The organism is Bacillus niameyensis, from assembly GCF_001375535.1.
Lineage (GTDB): Bacteria > Bacillota > Bacilli > Bacillales > Bacillaceae_C > Lederbergia > Lederbergia niameyensis.
Genome location: NZ_LN831197.1, coordinates 2,430,851 through 2,454,370 on the forward strand (window position 1 = coordinate 2,430,851; position 23,520 = coordinate 2,454,370).

Sequence of the window (23,520 nt, forward strand, 5' to 3'; positions counted from 1 at the left end):
CCCCCTAAACAGTTTTCATTAATTCTTTTATATGTGTGGATAGTAGGCTTCGATTCACTGCATTGAGATAAGCCTTTGCAGATGATTCTAATACATCTTGTGCAGAATCTCTTCCTGTTAATTCTTCTCCGCGATAAGACAAGTTTACAATCGATTCCGCAAGAGCATCTCGGCCTTTACCAATCGACGTTACTCGATAATCTAGAACGTGAACTTCTTCACCAATAACATTTTCAAGAGCATTGAAAATCGCCTCAACACTTCCAGCTCCACTTGTTGTCATTTCAACCATTTCACCATCAGGATTTTTCACAATGACAGTTGCTGAAGGGTCTTTAGAAGATTCATAGTAGACTCCGACTCCTTCAAGTTCAAAAACAGAAGTATCTGACTCCTTTAATTGCTCATTCGTTAAGATCGTCCATAGGTCTTCATTTGTAATTTCCTTTTTACGATCTGCTAACTTTTTGAATTCCTTGAAAGCGTTATTCAATGCCTCTTGATCAAGTTCAAATCCCATTATTTTTGCACGATCTTGGAACGCATGGCGACCAGAGTGTTTACCCATCACTAAATTATTAGAAGTTTCACCTATTAATTCAGGTGTAATAATTTCGTATGTTGTTGGCTCTTTGAGGACACCATCCTGATGAATCCCTGACTCGTGAGCGAATGCATTTTTACCAACTACTGCCTTATTAGCCTGGATATGCATTCCAGTCAAAGTGCTGACAAGCTGACTAGTACGCTTAATTTCATTAAGTTTTAAGTCTGTTTTAATATTTTTATAGAAATCTTGTCGTGTATATAGAGCAACGGCTATTTCTTCTAGTGCCACATTTCCTGCTCTTTCTCCGATCCCATTGATCGTACCTTCCACTTGATCTGCACCATTTTCAATTGCAGCAAGTGTATTCGCGGTTGCCATTCCAAGATCATTATGGCAATGGGCTGATAACTTAACTCCGTCAATATTCGGAACATTTTCTTTCAAAAATTTGAATAAAGCTCCGTACTCTGCCGGAGTTGCATATCCGACTGTATCTGGAATATTAATGATCGTTGCACCAGCATGAATCGCCTGTTCTACGATATGAGCAAGAAAGGCGCGATCTGAGCGAAATGCATCTTCTGCTGACCATTGGACAACTGGGAAAAATTTTCTTGCGTATTGAATGGTATCGACCGCTGTTGCCACTACTTGTTCCGGGGTTTGCTTTAATTTATATGTCATGTGAATAGGAGATGTCGCAATGAATACATGTAATCTTGGACATTCTGCAACTCTTAAAGCCTCCCATGCAGCATCAATATCTGAACGAACGGATCGTGCAAGTCCCGTCACCGTTGAATTCTTAATGGTAGAGGCAATTTGCTTAACAGCGTCCAAATCACCGGGGGAAGCGGCGGGAAATCCCGCCTCAATAATATCCACCCGTAATCTTTCTAGCTGTTTGGCAATTTCCAGCTTTTCTACCGAATTCAAATTTACACCTGGGGATTGTTCCCCATCTCGTAAAGTAGTGTCATAGATGTCAATTTTTCGCACTCGTTGCCACTTCCCTATTAACCTTCTTTTTGCCAGCTTTGACGAATGGCATCATGTCGCGAAGTTCTCCCCCTACTTTCTCGATCAGATGATTGTTTTCGCGGTTTTTAATAGCTGTATATTCTGGACGATTCAATTGGTTTTCTTGCAACCAGCCTTTTGCAAATTTACCAGTTTGAATGTCATCTAGAACATCTTTCATTCTTTCTTTAACGCTAGCATCAATTACGCGTGGCCCGGATACAAAATCTCCCCACTCAGCTGTATCAGAGATCGAGTAACGCATTCCTGCAAGACCTTCTTCATACATAAGGTCAACGATTAATTTAAGTTCATGCAAACATTCGAAATATGCAAGTTCTGGTTGGTATCCTGCTTCAACAAGTGTTTCGAAACCAGCTTTTACAAGGGCAGTTGTTCCACCGCAAAGTACTGCTTGCTCTCCGAATAGATCTGTTTCAGTTTCTTCTTGGAATGTTGTTTCAAGAACTCCTGCACGTGCAGAGCCAATTCCTTTTGTATAAGCTAGAGCAATATCTCTTGCTTCGCCTGTAGCGTCTTGATAAACAGCGAATAGTGCTGGAACGCCTGCGCCTTGCTCAAATGTACGGCGAACTAAATGACCAGGTCCTTTTGGAGCAGCTAGGAATACGTCAACACCTGCAGGAGGTACGATTTGATTAAAATGAACGTTAAATCCGTGTGCGAAAGCCAATGCTTTCCCTTCTGTTAGTTCAGGTTTAACTTCATTTTCGTAAACCGGCACTTGTCTTTCATCTGGAAGCAGGATCATGATGATATCGGATTGTGCACAAGCTTCACGAACGGAATAAACTTCGTGACCATCTTCTACAGCTTGATCAAAGGATTTACCAGGACGAACTCCTACACATACTTTAAATCCGCTATCTTTAAGGTTGCTTGCATGAGCATGACCTTGGGAACCATATCCGAGAATTGCAACTTTTTTATCCAGTAATACTTTTTCATTGATTTCATTATTGTAATATACTTTTGCCATTTTTCTTCATCTCCTAGTTTATAATTGTAGAATTGATAATTGTGGTGAATCTGGTTTCTGATATTCGCGAACAAATGCTGTAACCCCTGTTCTGGATATATCCTTAATGCCATATGGCTTCAGCAATTCAACGAAAGCGTCCACCTTGCTTGGTTCTCCTGTGACTTGAACGGTAATATTGTTTTTCCCCATATCGATTACAGTAGCTCGAAAAGGCTCAATAATACTGTAAACTTCACTGCGAACCGGTGGTGGACATTGGACTTTTATAAGTGCCAATTCACGGGTTACAATTGATTTATCGGTAATATCAGAAACTTTTAAAACATCAATTTGCTTTTGCAGCTGTTTTAAAAGTTGTTCCATTTTTGCCTGATCCTCTACTAAAACAATAAATGTCATTTTAGAGATGGCAGGGTTATCGGATGGACCCACTGTAATGCTTTCTATATTGAATTGCCTTTTGGCAAATAAGCCCGTAATTCGGTTCAAAACACCACTGTTATTATTAACGGTTACGGTTAAAACCCGTTTCATCTGTTTCACTCTCCCACCCCAATCATTTCATGCAGCCCTTTGCCTGGAGCAACCATTGGAAAGACACTTTCTTCTTGAACAACCCGGAAATCAATTAACACGGGTTCTGGTAGTTTAAATGCTTCTTCCATAACCACTTTCGCTTCTGCTTCATTTGAAGCTTTAAAGCCTTTGATTCCATAGGCTTCTGCTAATTTAACAAAATCTGGTTGTTCTGGTATTAGGGAATGAGAATAGCGTTTATCATAAAATTTCTCTTGCCATTGCCGAACCATTCCCAAACAGGAGTTGTTAATAATGACAACTTTTACTGGCAAATTTAGTTCTTTAATGACAGACAACTCTTGTAAAGTCATTTGGAATCCACCATCACCTGTCACAGCAACTACTGTTTTTTCCGGAGCTGCCAATTGTGCCCCTATAGCAGATGGGAAACCAAATCCCATAGTTCCAAGTCCTCCAGAGGTAACCCAATTGTTTGGACCATTAAATCCGTAATATTGGGCAGCCCACATTTGATGCTGACCTACATCCGTTGTAACGATCGCTTCTCCACCAGTTAATTCGTGAATCATTTTAATAACATGTGGCGAGGACAATGAATTCCCTTCAGACTGTGGCTCTTTATACGGATATTTTTCTTTATTATCCTGTATATGGCTTACCCATTCTGAAATATCAGGAATTTTTAGATCGAATTTTAAAAGTTCTTCTAATACGATCTTGGCATCTCCGACAATCGGTACAACCGTATGAACGTTTTTCCCAATTTCAGCAGGATCGATATCAATATGAGCAACAGTTGCGTTTGGAGCAAAATGTTTTAGATTACCCGTAAGACGGTCATCAAAACGAGCACCAATGTTAATAAGCAAGTCACACTCCGTTATCGCCATATTCGATGTATAAGTACCGTGCATTCCTGCCATACCTAAAAACTGCTTATGATCACCAGGAATAGTCCCTAATCCGAGCAATGTATTCGTTATTGGATAGCCCGTTTTTTCAACAAATTCTTTTAAATAGTCGGACGCTTTAGCAAATAATACACCAGCTCCAGCAAGAATTAATGGTTTCTTCGCATTGGCCATCAAGCTAACTAGCTTTTGCAACTGCAAGTAGTTTGGCTTTGTCGTTGGTTGGTAGCCTGGAAGATTAATCGAAGCTTCAGGGAATACCTCTGTTACCTCTTGTTGGGCAATATCTTTTGGAATATCGATTAAGACCGGTCCCGGGCGTCCAGTTGAAGCAATAAAAAATGCTTCTTTAATGATTCTTCCAAGGTCTTCTACTTTTTTCACTTGATAATTATGTTTTGTAATTGGCATTGTGATTCCTATAATGTCAGATTCTTGGAATGCATCTGTTCCTAATGCCGAGCTAGCAACCTGACCAGTAAATACTACGAGGGGCAATGAATCCATCATCGCATCAGCAATACCTGTCACTAAGTTAGTTGCTCCTGGCCCAGAGGTTGCAATAACGACTCCAGGTTTTCCCGTAACTCTTGCATAGCCTTCCGCAGCATGTATAGCACCTTGTTCATGTCTCGTCAATACATGCTTAATTGGATTTTTGTACAATGCATCATAAATTGGCAGGGCCGCTCCTCCTGGATAACCGAACATAATATCAACGTTCTCTTTTTGGAGTGCCTCGATGAAAATGTCTGCCCCAGTTTTCACTTTTACCATCGTCGCATCAGTCTTTTGATCACTCGCTCCCATTGGGATACCCATACTCACCTCTAGCGCCTTCCTTTCAATTATCATTTTTTAAAAACATATCGAAATCCAATCGATTAATGCATTAAATCTATAAAATACTAATTTTCATTGTCTAGCTGCAGCGCCTATCTTATAAAAAACAAAAAAGTCCTTTCAGCCCACACAAAAGGAGAACCTTTTATGCAGGGATGAAAAAACTTTCATGGTACCACCCTACTTCTCAGTTGAGTCAACTGACTTAGGAGCGCTCAAGGCACTCACTGATAACGAGGAAGCTTAAGCATCCCCGTGAACCCATAGTCGCATCTGCTTTCAGGGTTCCCGCTCCGAGGCGATGTCACAAATGGCTGTAATGTCGGTTTCCAGCAGTTCCGACTCTCTGGTAATACAGTAGTTCCATTCATTTTTACCTCTTCATTGCATTTTCATATGAAGATTTCAATTATAAATAAGTTTTACTCACTTGAATCATTTTTATTACTATTATATTTTCATGACTCCACCTGTGCTGGCCGAAGTAACCAATTTTGAATATCTGGCTAAGTAGCCTGTTTTGATCTTCGGTTCAAAAGGCTTTAGCTGCAATTGACGTTCTGTCAATACTTTCTCATCGACGTTTAGTTGAATTGTACGATTCGTTAAGTCGATGACAATTTCGTCTCCATTTTCAACGAGAGCAATTGGACCGCCTTCTGCTGCTTCTGGTGATATATGACCGATGGAAATTCCTCTCGACGCACCAGAAAATCTTCCATCAGTGATGAGAGCAACATCTTTATCAAGACCTCTACCTGCTATCGCTGATGTAGGTGCCAACATTTCTGGCATTCCTGGACCACCTTTTGGACCTTCATAACGGATTACAACAACATCCCCAGCTTTTACAGTCCCATTATTAATTCCTTCTTGCGCATCTTCTTGGGATTCATATACAACTGCTTTACCCGTAAAAGTTTTGATAGATGGGTCAACAGCTCCCACTTTTATAACTCCGCCATTAGGTGCCAGATTACCGTATAAAATTGAAAGACCACCTACTGGACTATATGGATTATCCTTTGTTCTAATGACTGATGTATTTTTAATTTCATTATCTTTTACATTTTCATAGACAGTTTTACCAGTAACCGTAATTCTATCCCTTTCAATTGCCCCAATTTCACATAGTTCCCGAATAATAGCACTTATTCCACCCGCATCATGAACATCTTGCATAGTATAATGGGATGCTGGAGCAATCTTTGCTAAGTAAGGCACTCGCTCAGCTACTTGATTAATTCTTGAAAGGTCATACTCAAGTCCTGCTTCGTGAGCGACAGCTAATGTATGAAGAACTGTATTGGTAGATCCCCCCATCGCCATATCTAGCGCGAAACAATCGTCTATCGTCCTGTTTGTTACTAGATCACGAGGCTTTACATCTTCCTTAACCATTCTAATCAAATTTTTGGCAGCTTCTTTTATTAATCTGTGACGCTCATTTGAAGTAGCGACGATTGTTCCATTTCCAGGAATTGTAACACCGAGCATTTCCATAAGCGAGTTCATGGAATTAGCAGTGAACATTCCTGAACAGGAGCCACATGTCGGACATGCATTTTGCTCGATGTCAAGCAGCTTTTCTGCGGACATTTTCCCTGCATGATAAGCTCCGACCCCTTCAAAAACAGATGTTAATGTAAGAGGCTCTCCTTCAGAAGACATTCCGCCTTCCATTGGACCACCTGAAACGAAAACTGAAGGTACATTCGTTCTAAAAGCCGCCATCAACATACCTGGTGTGATTTTATCACAGTTAGGAATGTAGAATACTCCATCAAACCAATGGGCATTAATGACTGTTTCAGCAGCATCGGCAATAATTTCGCGACTTGGGAGCGAGTAACGCATTCCAATATGTCCCATTGCAATCCCATCATCGACCCCGATCGTATTAAATTCGAACGGAACACCGCCAGCTTCCCAAATAGCTTCCTTCACTACTTCCGCGAAAGTATTTAAATGTTTATGTCCTGGGATTATATCAATATATGAATTACATACACCGATAAAAGGTTTCTCTAAATCTTTTGTTTTAATGCCTGTTGCATATAATAGACTTCGATGCGGGGCACGATCAATCCCCTTTTTAATCATATCACTTCTCATTTATTACATCTCCTGTATGATCCATTTCTACTGTAGCTATATATTTCAGCCTACATTCAATGTTTCATCATAGATTTTTACGCCATCCGTTACAGTTAATTCGCGGAAACCTTCTGACAATTCATTCGTCACTTCTCCTGGCTTTCCGTCTCCTATGACGCGGCCATCTACTTTACTTACTGGAATGACTTCTGCAGCTGTTCCTGTTAAAAACACCTCGTCCGCTGTGTAAACTTCATGTCGTGTAAAGACACCTTCTGTGACTTCATACCCTTTCGATCGGGCTAGGTCCATGATTGCATCCCTAGTAATTCCTACGAGCGCTCCTACATAGCCTGGCGGTGTTTTCAGCTTTTTATCTTTTACTATGAAAATATTATCAGCTGATCCCTCAGCAACATACCCTTGATCATTTAACATTAACGCTTCAGATACCCCAGCAAGAGTTGCTTCTATTTTTACTAATACATTATTTAAATAGTTTAATGATTTTACCATTGGGCTTAAAGCATCAGAACGGTTCCGGCGTGTAGGCACCGTAATGATTTCAAGTCCTGTTTCATACAATTCCTTTGGATAAATGCGTAATGGCTCTGCTATGACAATCACTGTTGCTTTCTCGCAAGTATAAGGACTTAAACCCAAATCTCCTACACCACGAGAGACAACGAGGCGAATATAGCCATCTTTCAGCTTGTTTTGGCGGAGAGTTTCAACAATGACGTTTGTCATCTCCTCTTTCGTATACGGAATGGTTAACATAATGGATTTCGCCGAATCATATAAACGAGTTAAATGTTCATCCAAACGGAAAATATTTCCCGAGTATGCTCGAATTCCTTCGAAGATTCCATCTCCGTAGAGGAATCCATGATCATACACAGACACAACGGCATTTTCTTTCTTAACGAATTCTCCGTTGAGGAAAATCAATTGTTCACTCATCGCTTTCGCCCCTCTCGTTGGTTATTTCGTTTTCAGTCATTTTTGATTTATTAAATTGTTCCTATAATACCGCGGTATTAGCGAAAGGTCAAGGGATTTTCAGAATGTTTTACCATTTGGGAAACGGGTTTTCCCACTGTATACGCTTCCATTATAGTGATATCAAGGTTGTGTCGAAAATAAAAAAATGTCGAATTTTTTAACGTGTTTTATATTTTTCTACCTATGAAAAAAGCTGCAAGTCATTGGGAAAATAACATGCAGCTGAAAGTTAGAAATCTATTCATTTTTCGGGGTTTTAGTTTGAGGAATGAATGTGGATTATTCAAGATGAGTTAAGCAATCCCTATTGTTTTTTGGATTCTGCGGATGTCTTTCTTATTTCCCCAAGTTTCTTCTTTTAATAATTCTAGGCTTAGTTCAGCATCTGTAGTTCGCTTTTTTGTTTCTTCAATATCTTTCGCATTTTGAAGCCTTAGCTCACTGATCTCCGCTTTCAACCCTTCTTGACCATACCGCAATGCATCCAATATTTGCTTCGATTCTGCAAATTTCTGATCATGCTCCTTAAGTTTTTGAGTATGTTCGTTCAATATTTGAGAATGTTCGTTCAATATTCGGGTATGTTCATTCAATTTTGCGCTGTGCTCCGTTAGGATCCCTTTTATATCGTATAGCATGTCCAAAATCTGATCTTCTTTTTCCACTAAAATCACCACCTTTCGATATTAAAATTATTGTACTCTATTGCCTGGATAAAGGCTATACAAAAATGGCTGTCAACATTAGACAGCCATTTTTTTCCGCCTTCTTATTTCGTTCTCATCTTAAATTCCAAATACAAATCATTATAATAAGCAAGCATTCGTTTACCAAGGTTGTCGTAAACTTCCAGTCTCTCCGTTAATTCTGGTTCAGGATAAAAGCGTTCGTCATTAACAACTTCTTCATCTAAGTAATCCAATGCTTCTTTATTTGGTGTTGAATAACCAACATAATCAGCGTTTTGCGCTGCATTTTCGGGATCGAGCATAAAGTTAATAAACTGATGGGCCCCTTCGACGTTCCGCGCTGATTTCGGGATGACCATGTTATCAAACCATAGATTCGATCCCTCTTCAGGCACTACATAATCAATGTCTTCATTTTCCCACATCATATCAGCAGCTTCACCAGACCATGTAACACCTATTGCAGCTTCTTCATTTGCCATTAACAATTTTATTTCATCACCAATAATCGCCTTTACATTTGGCATCAGCTCATCCAGCTTTTTCTTCGCTTCTTTGAGATGATCTTTATTCGTGTCATTTAAGGAGTAATGGAGAGAGTTCAATCCCATCCCAATAACTTCTCTCGCTCCATCAACAAGAAATATTTGGTTTTTCAATTCCGGATCCCATAAATCATTCCACTGCTCAAAAGTCCTCCCATCGAGCATCTTCGGATTGTACACAATACCAAAGGTACCCCAAAAATAGGGAATCGAATATTCATTATCTGGGTCAAAAGATAGATCCATAAATCGTGGATCGATATATTTTAAATTTGGAATTTTAGAATGATCAAGTGGTAAAAGTAAGTCTTCCTCTTTCATTTTACTAATCGCATATTCTGATGGAACCGTAATATCATACGCCGTACCACCTTGTGCTATTTTCGTCATCATCGCCTCATTCGAATCGAACGTTTGATAAATGACTTTCATGCCCGTTTCCTCTTCGAACTTCTTAATTAAATCAGGATCGATATAATCGCCCCAATTGTAAACATTCAACGTATTTCCACTTGAATAACCCGAGGAAGCATTTAAGTGTGAAACAAGATACATTAAGGCAAAAGATATAATAAAGATGAGTGAAAAAATTTGAACTAATTTCCTCATGATTTTCTCACCCCTTGTGCAGATGATTTTGCATTATGTTGATTAATAAAGTAATAACCAATGACTAAGACAATCGTTACAAGGAAGATAAGCGTTGAAAGAGCATTAATCTCCAACGAGATCCCTTGTCGTGCCCGTGAATAAATCTCAACAGATAATGTTGAAAATCCATTTCCCGTAACAAAGAATGTCACAGCAAAGTCATCAAGAGAATACGTTAATGCCATGAAAAATCCTGCAAAAATCCCGGGTGTAATATAAGGCAAAATGACTTTTGATAGCACTTCCCAATTATTTGCACCAAGATCTCGTGCAGCATCAATTAATGAAGAACTCATTTCTTGAAGTTTCGGAAGTACCATAATAACAACAATCGGGATACTAAAGGCAATATGAGAAAGTAAAACAGATGTAAAGCCTAGTTTGACCCCGATAATCGTGAACATAATGAGAAAAGAGGCCCCAATAATGACATCAGGACTAACAATCAACACATTATTCAATGTTTGCAATGTATTCTTTGTTTGCATCTTTTTTACATAATAAATCGAAAGCGCCCCGAAAATGCCAATAATGGTGGCAATAGAAGCAGAAAGTAGAGCAATGACTAATGTATTCAACGCAATAATAATTAGCCGTGTATCTTCAAATACATTTCCATACCATTCAAAAGTAAAACCTTCAAAATCCTTCATTGAACCGCCACTATTGAACGAGTAATACATCAAATAAAGAATCGGTGCGTACAAGATCAAGAAAACTACAACTAAATAAACATTGCCAAGTTTACTTTTCCCTCTCACACAAAGTCACCCCGCTTCCGCTGGCCTGTTAAAATCATAATGACTGCCATCGCAATAATTAAAAAGACAGCAATTGTTGAACCCATTCCCCAATCTTGCGTAACTAGGAAATGTTGCTCAATCGCGGTGCCTAGTGTTATGACTCGATTTCCAGCAATTAATCTTGTGATCATAAATAAGGAGAGAGCAGGAATAAATACAGCTTGGCATCCTGATTTAACGCCACTTAAAGTCAACGGGAACACGACTCTTCTAAAAGTTGTCCACGCTGAAGCTCCAAGATCATTTGCCGCATATATATAGGATGGATTCATTTTCTCTAGCGCATTATAAATCGGCAAAATCATAAAAGGAATGAAGATATAAACTGAAACAAAGATAAAGCTAAAATCAGTAAACAATATTTGTTTTTTACCTATGCCCATTAAATCGAGAAAGTTATTGGCAGGCCCGTATGCGCCAAACAATCCTAAAAAAGCATATGCTTTCAATAATAAGTTAATCCATGATGGCAAAATAATTAGCAGTAACCATAGTTGCCGATGTTTCGTCTTTGTTAACAAGTAGGCAGTTGGATAAGCAATTAATAAAGAAAAAAGGGTAATCAAAAAGGCATACCAAAATGAACTAAGTGTCATTTTTAAATAGACTGGTGTAAAGAATTTTTGATAATTGCGAAATGTAAACTGTCCCTCGATGTCAAAAAAGGAATAATATACGACAAGTAAAATAGGTGTTACAACAAACAGAACAATCCATAAAACATAAGGTATTAAATAAAAATTCCGGACCTTATTCTGCATGGCGCACCTCATCGTACGCTTCAAGTCGTTTATCAAATTCTTCTTCTGTCTCACCAAATCTCATAACATGAATAGACTCAGGATCAAAATAAAGACCTATTTCATCTCCTGGTGTCGCCTTTTTAGTTGAATGAACGAGCCATTCATTCCCTTCATTGTCATAGCCAACAATTTCATAGTGGACACCGCGGAAAAGTAAAGTATCTACCTTCACATGTAAGTTTCCCCGTACCTTGCTCGTTATTTCTAAATCTTCCGGGCGAATAACAATTTCTACAGGTTCTTTAGGATTAAACCCCTGATCGACACACTCATATTGTTTTCCGCCAAACTCCACAAGAAAGTCCTCTATCATCGTACCTGGTATAATGTTGGATTCTCCAATAAAATCGGCAACAAAACGGTTGATAGGTTCATCATAAATATCGATTGGTGTGCCACTTTGCTGGATTTTCCCTTTATGCATAACAAAAATTTCATCAGACATAGCCAGCGCTTCTTCCTGGTCATGAGTGACAAAAATAAAAGTAATCCCTAAACGCTGTTGTAATTCCCTTAGCTCGTACTGCATTTCGGTACGCAACTTCAAATCCAATGCTGATAAAGGCTCGTCCAACAAAATCACTTCTGGCTCATTGACGATTGCCCGAGCAATTGCAACACGTTGCCTTTGACCGCCTGACATTTCACTAATTTCACGATTCTCATAACCAGCAAGGTTAACAAACTTAAGCGCTTCTTTTACCTTTTTATCAATCTCAGCATTTTTCATTTTTTTAATCCGAAGACCGAAAGCAATATTTTCAAATACATTTAAATGAGGGAACAACGCATAATCTTGAAAAACAGTATTAACTTGCCTTTTATTAGCTGGGACCTTATTGACGCGCTTTCCATCAAAATAGACCGCCCCTTTAGTCGGCTCAATAAATCCTGCAATAAGACGTAAAATAGTCGTTTTCCCGCAACCAGATGGGCCAAGTAGTGTGTAAAACTTTCCCCGTTCAATTTCGAAGCTAACATCATCCAAAATAAGATCATCATCAAATTGCTTTGATACATTTTCAAAACGGATAATGGTTTGATCTGTCATATTATGACCCTCCCATTCATGATAAAAACTATAAGTGCGTGTGGAGGACAAAAGCTGAGAAGCGCAGATGCAAGCACCGAAACGTATGATTCTAATACGTGTAGAACGGAGCAGCAAGCTAACGCAGAAATTCAATAGAAACTTTTCCCAGACTTTTTAAATATCCTCTATAAATATGATTCGGTAACGACCAAAATTAATTCTGAGCGACCGTTATAAACATTGCTGATTTGGTGATCATCTGAGGCATGGAAGTAAATAGATTCGCCTGCTTTTGCATAGTATGTATGTCTGCCAAGCGTAATCATGATCTTTCCTTCGAGAACATAAGCAAAGGTTTCTGATAAAGAAGGCTCAAAACGCTTAAACTCCCCCTTCTCCCAGAGCGTAAGCCAAATCGGCTCCATTTCCATTTCGTTTGATTCTGGAACAAGCCATGTCATTTTATAACCTTTTTCCTCATCCTTATACTCTGTCTGAACATCTTCTTCATATACTACTTTTTGTTCTCGTTCTTCCTCATCAAAGAATTGCTTCGGTGTACAGCCTAGCACCTCTAATATATTAAAAAAGGTTTCAATCGAAGGTGAACTCAAATCCCGCTCTAATTGCGATATATACCCTTTACTTAAATCTGTCCGTTCTCCCAATTCCTCTTGAGTCAATCCCTTTTTTAATCGCAACGTTTTAATTTTCTTGCCGATTCGCATCCTTTAAAACCTCAAGTCGTGTTTATTATTAGTAAACTAATAGTAAATAAAGTTTAATTATACTTAACTATAAGTTTACTTTTACCATCAACTTATTATACATACATTTACCAATTTAGCAATAGAAAAACTAGATTTTTATCGAAGAAAATATCATTGAAATTCTGCAGTGTCTTTATCTATTCTTTCCTTCCTTACCATGTCAATAAACGTATCTAAAGCTTTTGTTCTAAAAGGAGAAGTTGTAACGATCGAAAACTCCCGAGTAAAAGGAAGTCCTTGAACGTTAAGAATTTGCAAAACTCCCATAGAAAGTTCTTTACGAATAGCCCAATGAGACAGCATACTAATGCCGATCCCCGCTTCAACCGACTCTTTAATCAATTGAATACTTCCAAACTCCATTAAATTCGCTGGGTCTATAGCAAGAAGTCGAAACATCGCTTCGGAAGCATCCCTCGTGCCTGAACCATCTTCTCTGACAATCCACGTTTCATCCTTCAACTCACTTGGTTTTATTTCCCCTTCAACCTTGGCTAAAGGATGTTGGCGACCTACAACAACATACATGGTATCTTTCGCAAAAGGTTCTATAATAAGCTTTTTACTTTTAAATTCCCCTTCTACTATTCCTACATCGAGCTGATTCTGTAAAACAAGCTCTGCAATTTCCTTCGTGTTCCCAATCGAAATATTCGGTTTTACTAGTGGGTACTGATCTAACATTTTGACCATAATTCTTGGCAAAACATACTCACCAAATGTATAGCTGGCACCAATCGTCAAGGGACCGCTCGTTTTATTTGTAGTGTCATCAATCAACCGTTGCATTTTTGAATAAAGGCCAAGTATTTCTTTCGCATGATGGTAAACAATTTCCCCCGCCTTATTTAACCCAACATATTTATTATTTCTTTCTAACAGTCTTGTTCCAAAGTCTCGTTCCAGCGCTTGAATATATTGACTGACAGCTGGTTGTGTCATATGCAGTTCTTCCGCTGCTCTCGAAAAGTTGCGTTTCTCAGCAACCGTTATAAAAACCAATAATGGTTGATCCATTTTAAGCCTCCTATGATAAGTAATTACTTATAACAATTATTATAATGATTTATTTTCCTTATATATGAAAGTGCTTTATGCTAGAGAAAAGAATTTTTTCATATGGAGGGTTCATGTATGGGGCAGCCTGACGTTGCTAAAAAACAAAAACAGACTTCCGCTATCTCTTCAATGGTTGGCGGAATCCTTTTCACCTTTTTTATTGCTTTACTAGGATTTTTACTCGCAAAGATTCCCGGATTCAGTATGGTAGGGCAACTAGCCTGCGCCATTTTGATCGCAATCGCATTCAGGCAAATATTTGGTTATCCGGAAATCATTCGCTCCGGCATTGTCTTTTCATCAAAAAAATTACTAAGAGTTGCGATTATCTTTTATGGACTTAAATTAGACATCGCCATCGTTCTTCAAGATGGACTTGGGCTCCTTATTCGTGATACTGGTGTTATAATCTTCGCTATTTTAGCGACTGTCTGGCTTGCCAAAAGACTAAAAGCGAACCCAACGATCTCTTTGCTCCTTGGTGTCGGTACTGGTGTTTGCGGAGCTGCAGCAATTGCCGCAGTCGCTCCAATTATTAAATCGAAGGATGAAGACACTGCAATTAGCGTTGGGATTATCGCTCTAGTCGGAACCATCTTTGCGATTGGATATACTCTTTTAAGACCGATCCTTCCTCTTTCAGATATAGAGTATGGCACTTGGGCTGGAATAAGCTTACATGAAATTGCCCAAGTCGTGCTAGCTGCAGCAGCGGGAGGAGAAGATGCCCTTGCGATTGGACTTTTAGCCAAATTAGGACGTGTATTTTTACTCATTCCTCTTTGTTTTATCTTTATGTTTTGGGTGAAAAAGAGGACAGCAGAAGATCAAGCATCAGCAAAAGTTGAATTCCCATGGTTTTTATTAGGCTTTATTGTTATGAGTATATTAGGTAGCTATGTACTAGGGGATTCAATACCGTTTTCAGAAAATGCGAGAGATATTGTTACAAATGCAACAACGTGGATATTAACTGCTGCAATGGTCGGGCTCGGACTAAATGTTAGCCTTGGGGATGTTCGGCAAAAAGCATTGAAGCCACTGATTGCCATGGTGTCTGTATCTGTTGTGCTTTCTGTCATTACTATCTTTATTATTTAATAGAGCTGTGTTGTTTCCATATTTAATTTAAAAAGCGCCACGAGAAGTGTTCTCGTGGCGCTTTCTCATGGAGAGTAAGCATCAAAATACAATAAGTAATTGTCTCATGACCCTTTCTCACGGAAAAACAGTGTCAAAGGTTCATGATAAGTGTTCTCATAGCCCTTTCCTCCAGATTAACTGCATCAAAGGGCCATGATAAGTGCTCTCATAGCCCTTTCCTCCAGAATAACCGCATCAAAGGGCTATGATAAGTGCTCTCATAGCCCTTTCCTCCAGATTAACTGCATCAAAGGGCCATGATAGGAGACCTCGCGGCACTTTGAGATGGATTTTCCAGTCAAATGCACCATATGAAAAGATCAAGTGCAGAATATTCTAGGTTCCATCAAGCTGTAGACCCTTCCTTACCCTGCCTGATTCGCACTATTCCCCGCCTGCAATTGATACATCTGATAATACTTACCTTTTCTTTCCATTAACTGCTCATGATTACCACGCTCGACAATAGAACCACGGTCCAACACTAATATTTGATCTGCATTTTTGATCGTCGACAACCTGTGGGCAATAATAAAAGTCGTTCTTCCTTTTTTCAATACATCCATCGCTTTTTGAATAATCGTTTCTGTTTCTGTATCGATGCTAGAAGTTGCCTCATCTAAAATAAGAATAGCAGGATCAAACGCAAGTGCTCTTGCAAAGGAGATTAACTGCCTTTGCCCTGAAGAAAGCGTACTTCCCTTTTCCACTACCGGTTCATCAATACCATTTTCTAAGTTTTTCAAAACCCGATCTGCTCCAACAGCTTTCAACGAAGCCTCGACTTTTTCACGTGTGATTCGTGGATCATTTAAGCTAACATTCGAAGCAATCGTCCCTGTGAAAAGAAAAGGATCTTGAAGCACGATCGCCATATGGTCACGAAGAGCCTGTTTCGGGATATCTAAGATGTTTTTCCCATCAATTCGAATTTCTCCCTTATTAGCATCATAAAAGCGAAATAACACATTCATGATTGAACTCTTCCCAGAGCCCGTATGGCCTACGAGCGCTACCGTTTCCCCTTGTTTTGCTTCAAAGTCGATATTTTTTAAAACATACTCATTTTCCTTGTAGCCGAAGTAAACATGGTCAAACGTCACATCACCTTTGTAACGTTCCATTCTTTCACTTGTGACATCTTCTCCCTTTTCATCAAGGAGGCGAAAAACTCTTTCACCTGCAACAAGTGCTCTCTCCAAGTTCGAAAACTGATTCACAATATTGTTCACTGGGTTAAATAAACGATTAATATAATCGACATACGCATAAAGAACACCAATCGTCATAACAGAATGGGCACCAAGCGCATCGCCGCCAAAATACCACATGAACCCGACAAATACTAGGTTCCTTAATACGCCAACGAAGTTATGAGAAGATAAAGAGTCTAGCGTTAAAAGCTTATTTTGATTACGAAAATGGTTTTCATTTAAATTTTCAAACTCCTCACTAACTTGCTTTTCACGACGGAAAGCTTGAATAATCGTCATTCCCTGGATCGATTCATTAATCATCGCATTCAATTCGCTCACCTTAGAACGGATCGCATGATTATACTTCGATGCATATTTTCGATAAACAATCATCCAACCATATAAAACTGGTAATAGCAGTAAACATAGTAGCGCCAGTTTCACATCAAGGATGAACATTGCAATATAAATTCCGATTATATAAATAAATCCTGTAAAGAAATTTGATAAAACAGCCACATATAATTCTCTGATCGCTTCTGTATCATTCGTAATTCGCGCAACTACTTTTCCAGCTGGCAAATTATCAAAATAGCGAATGGGCAGACGTTGAACATGTGCGAATACATCAGCACGCATCTTTTGAATAATCCGATTTGCTGCTTTTTGTAAAAATAAATATTGTCCATAGAAAAAGATAGCCGCTAATATAATTAAGCCCATATACGTTATGAGCAACTTTATAATAGAAGGAATCGCTGGTTTATAAAAGATGAGTGTCTCATTGACACTTAACTTCTTAGCGGGGTATTGACTAACCTCCCCTTGATTGTCTATCCAAATTTGATCACCCTGAAATGAACGGTTCCCTGTGAAGGTCACCTTTTCAGGTACTAGGTAAAAATGTCTGCCAATTTGCAAAATCGTTGCGACACTCAAGGCATCATCTTCCGCTTGTTGATCAGCACTGCTCGCTTTCACGTAATGTTTCCCGTCATACTCCACTGGAGATGAGCTCTCAGTCGTCTCAAACCAATAATCTTCAATCCCTAAAATATGGTCATCAATCACCTTTTTAGCTACAAACGGAACAAGTACTTCTGCAGCAACCGCCATCGTCAATAGGACAAGGGCCGCAATAATAAACCCTTTAAAATATAACGCATATTTCACTAGTCTTTTTCCAGTCATGATACATACACCTCCCCACTTATAGAGTCCTCTAACTGTTGTCTGTCATATTGCTCTTTATACCATCCATTCTCCTCTAGTAACTCTTGATGTGTACCTTCTTCAATGATTTCTCCATCATCTAGGACGATAATCCAATCTGCGTGTTCAATCGCGGATAATCGATGTGTTGTAATGAGAGTTGTCTTTCCATTACGTTCTTCGCGAATATTTTTTATAATTTGCGCCTCTGTTTTGGCATCGACTGCAGATAGAGAATCATCCAAAATAAGTAATTCTGGATTTTTAACGAGTGCCCTCGCTATCGAAATTCTTTGTTTCTGACCACCCGATAAGGCGACACCTTGTTCACCAACAAGCGTCTCCACACCATCTGGCAACATTTCTAAATCTTTCTCAAAGTAAGCAAGGCGAATCGCTTCGAGCAGTTCAGTCTCTGTTGCTGTTTCATTTCCAAAAAGGATATTTTCTCGAATGCTTCTAGAAAATAAAACATGGTCTTGCGGTACATAACCGATCCAACTCCGAACTTGATCCTTCGTTTGTTCTTTCATGTTGACACCCGAAATGAATATATTCCCTTCACCAAGTGGATATTCACGTAGAAACTGTTTAATGAGGGTTGTTTTCCCGCTCCCAGTTTTCCCTGTAATCCCGATTGTTGCACCGCGATGAATGTTTAAATGAACACTTGTAAGGTTTGTTGTCTTCGAAGATGGATAACGAAAGGTTACATCTTTAAATTCTACTTCCTCTGGTTGTTTCACAACATTTGGTTCAGACGGGTCTTTGACATCCTCTTCATAGTTCAAAGTTTCTTGGACACGATCCAGTGACGCATTCCCGCGTTGCATAACATTGATTAACTCACCAATCGCAAACATTGGCCAAATCAGCATTCCAAGGTACACGTTAAAAGAGACTAAATGTCCTAAAGAAATTTCCTGATGAAACACTAGATAAGTTCCATAGGACAACCCGATTACATAACTAATACCCGTAATGATTTGTGTTGCAGGGTGAAATAAAGCATCAATTCGTACAACATGCATATTTTTTTGATATACTTCTTCTGTCATTTTCTGGAAGTCCGCTTCACTAGCCTTTTCTTGGACATAGGCACGTGTAACCCGAACACCAGCCACTGATTCAAGGACCCGATCATTCATTTTTCCAAACGCATCTTGGGCGTCAATAAAACGAGTATGAATCTTCTTTCCTAAAAAAGTGATAATACACGCTAATATCGGCAATGGTAAAATGGCTGCAAAAGTAAGCTTCCATGATACGAGAAATCCCATTGTTAAAAGGATTGTCACCATATACATAGTAGAATCGAATAAGGTTAAGATGCCAAAACCAGCTGTCATTGACACTGCCCTTAAATCATTCGTTCCCCGTGCCATTAAGTCACCTGTTCGATTTTTTTCAAAGAACGTCGGTGTCATTTTTAATAAATGATTCAAAAATCTTGAACGGAGCATTTTCTCGATAATAAAGGCTCCTCCGAATAATTGATATTGCCAAATAAATGTAATTCCGTAATTGAGCAATGCGCCTCCACCTAGGATGGCAACATAGATCAACAACCATTTTAAGGTCAATGACCCGAGAAAAATATGGTCAATCGCCTCGCCTAGAATAAAGGGAGGAATAACCTCAAAAATATTAGCAAATGTTAATAAAACAATCGCTATTGTATATCGTCTCCAGTGCTGTTTGAAAAACCAGCCTAATTTCTTAAGTACACTAAACATATGCAAACCCCCTTAACCTCTTAGCCTTTTGAATCAGATCCATTAATAACTAATATATTTTTAACAAAATCCCCATCTCCCCAACCTTAAAAAACACACAAAAAAAGCATAGTGCGCCCCTCATGTGCGCGAACTATGCTTCACATAAAATAGACACAGGCCTTCTACAGCCTACATCTAACAATTGATTGATTCCTCAATTCAACAGCAGAAGGCAGGCTGATTCCCTATTCAATTGATCTACAAGAACATTCCACTTTTTCATCTTCATCAGCCTCCTTTTCTAAAATTTAGTTTATGAATGTTCATATCGTATCATGCATATTTTTCCAATGTCAACGTTTTCTTTGATTTAATCAAAAATATAAATTTAAATTTTACTACTTTGGTATTATTTAGACAATTTACATACAAGATTTCAAGTGATATTATCTTAATATAATTTTTTGAAAAAGGGGACTGCAAAATGACAACTAAGAATTCACAACAGATCGTTGCGAGTGTCCCACAGAAAGGTTTTTTCGGGCATCCTAAAGGTTTGTTTACGTTATTTTTCACTGAATTTTGGGAGCGATTCTCATATTATGGAATGAGGGCTATCCTTATTTATTATATGTATTACGCTGTTTCCAAAGGTGGATTAGGTTTTGATGAAACAACCGCACGATCGATTATGGCTGTTTACGGTTCACTCGTTTATATGTCGGGGATTATCGGAGGCTGGATTGCTGACCGATTATTCGGAACTAGAAAGACCGTCTTTTATGGTGGTATTTTCATCATGGTTGGTCATATCGCTCTTGCATTTCCTGGCGGCGTTACCGCATTATTCTTGTCGATGGGACTCATCGTCATCGGGACTGGGCTTTTAAAACCTAACGTTTCCAATATTGTTGGCGATATCTATAGTAAAGACGATAACCGTCGTGATTCTGGATTTAGTATCTTTTACATGGGTATTAACCTTGGTGCTTTAATTTCACCTTTTATTGTCGGAACACTCGGTCAAAAGTATAACTTTCACCTTGGCTTTGGTGTTGCTGGAGTTGGAATGTTGCTTGGGTTAATTATTTTCCTAGCCACTAGAAAGAAGAACTTAGGGCTTGCAGGATCATATGTACCAAATCCACTTTCATCTGAAGAAAAGAAAAAGGTGTTTCTCACTATTGGTCTTAGTGCATTAGGCATTGTTGTTTTAGGTGCTATTCTCATATCTGCTGGGATTTTAACGATTAATCGTTTTACAATGACTGTGAGTATTCTCGGTATCGTCATTCCAATTATTTACTTTACTGTCATGTTTCGTAGTAAAAAGACAACCGCAGATGAACGCTCTAACTTAACAGCTTATATTCCGTTGTTCATTGCAGCTATGATGTTTTGGGCCATTCAAGAACAAGGGGCGGTTATTCTTGCAGAATATGCGGATAAGCGTACTCAATTACAATTGGGTGGATTGAAATTAGAAGCATCCTGGTTCCAATCATTAAACCCATTATTTATCGTTATCCTTGCTCCAATTTTCGCTGGCCTATGGGTTAAACTAGGAAACCGCCAACCGTCTACACCGAGGAAATTCTCGCTAGGGCTACTCCTTGCAGGGTTGTCTTTTCTCATTATGATTATTCCAGCCTATACTGGAGGACCAGACGTACTTGTTAGTCCTATCTGGCTTGTACTCAGCTTTTTGATCGTTGTACTTGGAGAGCTTTGCTTATCTCCAGTTGGTTTATCAGCGACAACAAAGCTTGCTCCAGCCGCGTTTTCAGCACAAACGATGAGTCTCTGGTTCCTATCGAATTCATCTGCACAGGCGATTAATGCTCAAGTAGTAAAATTGTACAAACCTGAAACGGAAATTGTTTATTTTGGTGTGATTGGTGGTATTGCGATCTTGCTAGGTATTCTTCTTTTTGTCGTTTCACCGATGATTCAGAGGTATATGAGAGGTATAAGGTAATGAACTCAAAATGGAGGTACTCACAAATTGGAGTGCCTCCATTTTTTTTAATGTTCATTCATTTCCCATAAAATAACTTTAAATGTACAGACCTAGAAGCTTGATCTAGCAATGAATAGGTAAAAATTTCTTCACTTTGAAGTGCCTAACTTGAATTAATATGGCTTCGGACTAAGCAGAGCCTTTGCCTTATTAATAGTCTCCTGATATTCATTGGCTGGAATCGAATCCGCCACTATCCCTGCACCAGCTTGTAGATAAGCCTTTTGGTCTTTTATAACGAGTGAACGGATTGCAATCGCAAAGTCTACGTCTCCATTGACGTTAATATAGCCAAGGGCACCTGCATAAACACCGCGTTTTATTCCTTCCAAATCATTGATGATCTGCATCGCCCGAGGCTTTGGATCACCAGACACTGTCCCAGCAGGAAGGCTAGAAATAAGCGCATCAATTCCTGAGATTCCTTCTTTTAAAGTCCCTTCTACTTCCGAAACAATGTGCATCACATGACGATAATATTCAAGCTTCATATAATTTTTAACCTCAATCGTTTCAGGCGTGCACAATTCCTGAAAATCCCTGCAACTTAAATCAACGAGCATCCGGTGTTCAGAGAGTTCTTTTTCATCTGCCATTAATTCAGTGGCAAGTAGCCGGTCCTCTTCCTCTGTTTCACCCCTGCGCCGTGTTCCAGCAATCGGGTTTGTTGCTAATACCCTTCCACTTGTTTTGATGAAACTCTCTGGAGAGGCACCAAGGACAATGTAATCCGTAAAATCCACATAAAACATATAAGGCGATGGATTCGAATTCCGAAGTACACGATAAAAATGGAATGGATCTGTCTCTACTGCACCGACCATTCTTTGTGATACAACAACTTGCTGTACTTCACCAGCTTTAATATGCGCAATAGCTTTTTCTACCTTGCTCATAAATTCTTCTTTTTCAAGTTTCGGTTGAAATGAAATCGCACAATTTGATAGAGTTTCGTCCGTTTCACGCTGTGATATTTGTTTTTCTAGCTCTAGGAGACGTTCCTCTAATTCCTCACTCGAGCGATTTCCTTGCAAATCAATCGCTAATAAATAAATGGTCTGTGCCAAGTGATCAAAAACAACGACATCCTCATAAACCATAAAATGAATATCCGGCATATTAATTTCATCTTCAGGGATATCACCAATATCGACATATTGACGAATGGCATCATAACCGACATAGCCAACAGCCCCGCCATAAAAAGGAAACGGCAACTCTAAATCGAGATGTGGAAGCAATTTTTGAATATGGTCTAGTGGCCGACCTGTTTCCTCGGCAATTAATGTACCATTAGCCGCTTTTAATTTAGATTGATTGCCTTCACCAATAAATTCAAAAACCGGGTTCACTCCAATAAAGGAATAGCGTCCTTGTTCACTATGCTTTAGCGAACTTTCCAGTAAAAACTTTTTCACACCTTCTAATCGCAAAAAAACATTAATTGGTGTTAACACATCTCCATTCAGCTTTTTTAATTTGTATTCTGCTTGTTTCGTCTTCATATTCCTTCCCCTTCCATCATTTAAAAATAAAAAAGCCCTCAGCTAAACACAAAACTGCGCTTAGCTGAGGGCGATCTTGATCGCGGTGCCACCTCAGATTGAAGATTAAATTTCCCCATCTTTTTCGGGTACTACCATACCCTATCCATGTAACGACGGAATATCGTGTTCCCCTACTTAATTGTTCAGGAAACCACTCGCAAGCCCATTCTGCGAAATCTCTCGTACCGGGTTCACACCACCGCCGGCTCTCTGAAACGAAAAATCTTTCGCATACTCTTCTTGCTCTACGTTTTAATGCTATTTAATTTTGATGAAGTCTTGTGCACCCATTTTTTGGGCAATGACGAGTAAAGCTGCCTCAATTGCTAATAAAACTTTAGCTACAGCTAATCAACAATACA

At 39.0% G+C, this 23,520-nt stretch carries 18 protein-coding genes and 1 other annotated feature; of the genes, 2 read left to right on the forward strand and 16 right to left on the reverse strand.

The genetic code is table 11. The annotated features are described in order from the left end of the window. Positions 1-4: 4 nt before the first annotated feature. The 13 genes from BN1243_RS11455 to BN1243_RS11515 all read right to left on the reverse strand — a co-directional run bounded on the left by BN1243_RS11455 (position 5) and on the right by BN1243_RS11515 (position 14,280). The gene (locus tag BN1243_RS11455; RefSeq protein WP_062106916.1) at positions 5-1,549 is read right to left on the reverse strand and encodes a 2-isopropylmalate synthase; all 1,545 of its coding nucleotides are present in this window, start codon (positions 1,547-1,549) and stop codon (positions 5-7) included. Further along, on the reverse strand, positions 1,536-2,570 hold the full coding sequence (gene ilvC, locus BN1243_RS11460; protein WP_062106918.1) for a ketol-acid reductoisomerase: 1,035 nt from the start codon (positions 2,568-2,570) through the stop codon (positions 1,536-1,538). Before ilvC ends, BN1243_RS11455 begins: the two co-directional genes overlap by 14 nt. A gap of 18 nt (positions 2,571-2,588) precedes the next feature. Beyond that, positions 2,589-3,107 (reverse strand): acetolactate synthase small subunit, encoded by a 519-nt coding sequence (ilvN, locus tag BN1243_RS11465; RefSeq protein WP_062106920.1) that lies wholly within the window; start codon positions 3,105-3,107, stop codon positions 2,589-2,591. A gap of 5 nt (positions 3,108-3,112) precedes the next feature. Continuing rightward, the gene (ilvB, locus tag BN1243_RS11470) at positions 3,113-4,834 is read right to left on the reverse strand and encodes an acetolactate synthase large subunit (RefSeq protein WP_230200318.1); all 1,722 of its coding nucleotides are present in this window, start codon (positions 4,832-4,834) and stop codon (positions 3,113-3,115) included. Positions 4,835-5,317: 483 nt separating this feature from the next. Next, on the reverse strand, positions 5,318-6,982 hold the full coding sequence (gene ilvD / locus BN1243_RS11475) for a dihydroxy-acid dehydratase (protein WP_062106924.1): 1,665 nt from the start codon (positions 6,980-6,982) through the stop codon (positions 5,318-5,320). Positions 6,983-7,027: 45 nt separating this feature from the next. Continuing rightward, complete coding sequence (gene ilvE, locus BN1243_RS11480) at positions 7,028-7,927, reverse strand: branched-chain-amino-acid transaminase (protein ID WP_062106926.1); 900 nt, start codon at positions 7,925-7,927, stop codon at positions 7,028-7,030. A 335-nt stretch (positions 7,928-8,262) separates the two neighbouring features. Next, positions 8,263-8,634 carry a hypothetical protein gene (locus BN1243_RS11485; protein WP_062106928.1) on the reverse strand — a complete coding sequence of 124 codons (372 nt, stop codon included), beginning with the start codon at positions 8,632-8,634 and terminating at the stop codon, positions 8,263-8,265. A 104-nt stretch (positions 8,635-8,738) separates the two neighbouring features. Beyond that, positions 8,739-9,812 (reverse strand): ABC transporter substrate-binding protein, encoded by a 1,074-nt coding sequence (locus BN1243_RS11490; protein WP_062106930.1) that lies wholly within the window; start codon positions 9,810-9,812, stop codon positions 8,739-8,741. After that, entirely contained in the window at positions 9,809-10,615 is an 807-nt protein-coding gene (locus BN1243_RS11495) for an ABC transporter permease (RefSeq protein ID WP_062106932.1), read from the reverse strand. The genes BN1243_RS11490 and BN1243_RS11495 overlap by 4 nt, the downstream gene beginning before the upstream one ends. After that, positions 10,612-11,418 (reverse strand): ABC transporter permease, encoded by an 807-nt coding sequence (locus BN1243_RS11500; protein ID WP_062106934.1) that lies wholly within the window; start codon positions 11,416-11,418, stop codon positions 10,612-10,614. The genes BN1243_RS11495 and BN1243_RS11500 overlap by 4 nt, the downstream gene beginning before the upstream one ends. Further along, a complete protein-coding gene (locus tag BN1243_RS11505; protein WP_062106936.1) occupies positions 11,408-12,511 on the reverse strand; it encodes an ABC transporter ATP-binding protein in 1,104 nt (367 codons plus the stop codon). Before BN1243_RS11505 ends, BN1243_RS11500 begins: the two co-directional genes overlap by 11 nt. Before the next feature lie 167 nt (positions 12,512-12,678). After that, positions 12,679-13,221 (reverse strand): helix-turn-helix domain-containing protein, encoded by a 543-nt coding sequence (locus BN1243_RS11510; protein ID WP_062106938.1) that lies wholly within the window; start codon positions 13,219-13,221, stop codon positions 12,679-12,681. Between the two features lie 153 nt (positions 13,222-13,374). Continuing rightward, a complete protein-coding gene (locus BN1243_RS11515; protein WP_062106940.1) occupies positions 13,375-14,280 on the reverse strand; it encodes a LysR family transcriptional regulator in 906 nt (301 codons plus the stop codon). A gap of 117 nt (positions 14,281-14,397) precedes the next feature. On the opposite strand from BN1243_RS11515, the gene BN1243_RS11520 reads away from it, so the two are divergent. Next, positions 14,398-15,423: a YeiH family protein gene (locus tag BN1243_RS11520; protein ID WP_230200180.1), complete on the forward strand. Its 1,026-nt coding sequence runs from the start codon at positions 14,398-14,400 to the stop codon at positions 15,421-15,423. Between the two features lie 407 nt (positions 15,424-15,830). Here the strand turns inward: BN1243_RS11520 and BN1243_RS11525 are convergent, their stop codons facing one another. After that, positions 15,831-17,852 (reverse strand): ABC transporter ATP-binding protein, encoded by a 2,022-nt coding sequence (locus BN1243_RS11525; protein WP_326569834.1) that lies wholly within the window; start codon positions 17,850-17,852, stop codon positions 15,831-15,833. Continuing rightward, positions 17,849-19,609 (reverse strand): ABC transporter ATP-binding protein, encoded by a 1,761-nt coding sequence (locus tag BN1243_RS11530; RefSeq protein WP_062106945.1) that lies wholly within the window; start codon positions 19,607-19,609, stop codon positions 17,849-17,851. Before BN1243_RS11530 ends, BN1243_RS11525 begins: the two co-directional genes overlap by 4 nt. 466 nt (positions 19,610-20,075) lie before the next feature. On the opposite strand from BN1243_RS11530, the gene BN1243_RS11535 reads away from it, so the two are divergent. Beyond that, on the forward strand, positions 20,076-21,569 hold the full coding sequence (locus BN1243_RS11535; RefSeq protein WP_062106947.1) for a peptide MFS transporter: 1,494 nt from the start codon (positions 20,076-20,078) through the stop codon (positions 21,567-21,569). A 155-nt stretch (positions 21,570-21,724) separates the two neighbouring features. On the opposite strand, the gene trpE is transcribed toward BN1243_RS11535, so the two are convergent. Continuing rightward, positions 21,725-23,116: an anthranilate synthase component I gene (gene trpE / locus BN1243_RS11540; RefSeq protein ID WP_062106956.1), complete on the reverse strand. Its 1,392-nt coding sequence runs from the start codon at positions 23,114-23,116 to the stop codon at positions 21,725-21,727. Positions 23,117-23,179: 63 nt separating this feature from the next. Next, positions 23,180-23,415, reverse strand: a binding site (T-box leader). Positions 23,416-23,520 lie beyond the last annotated feature (105 nt).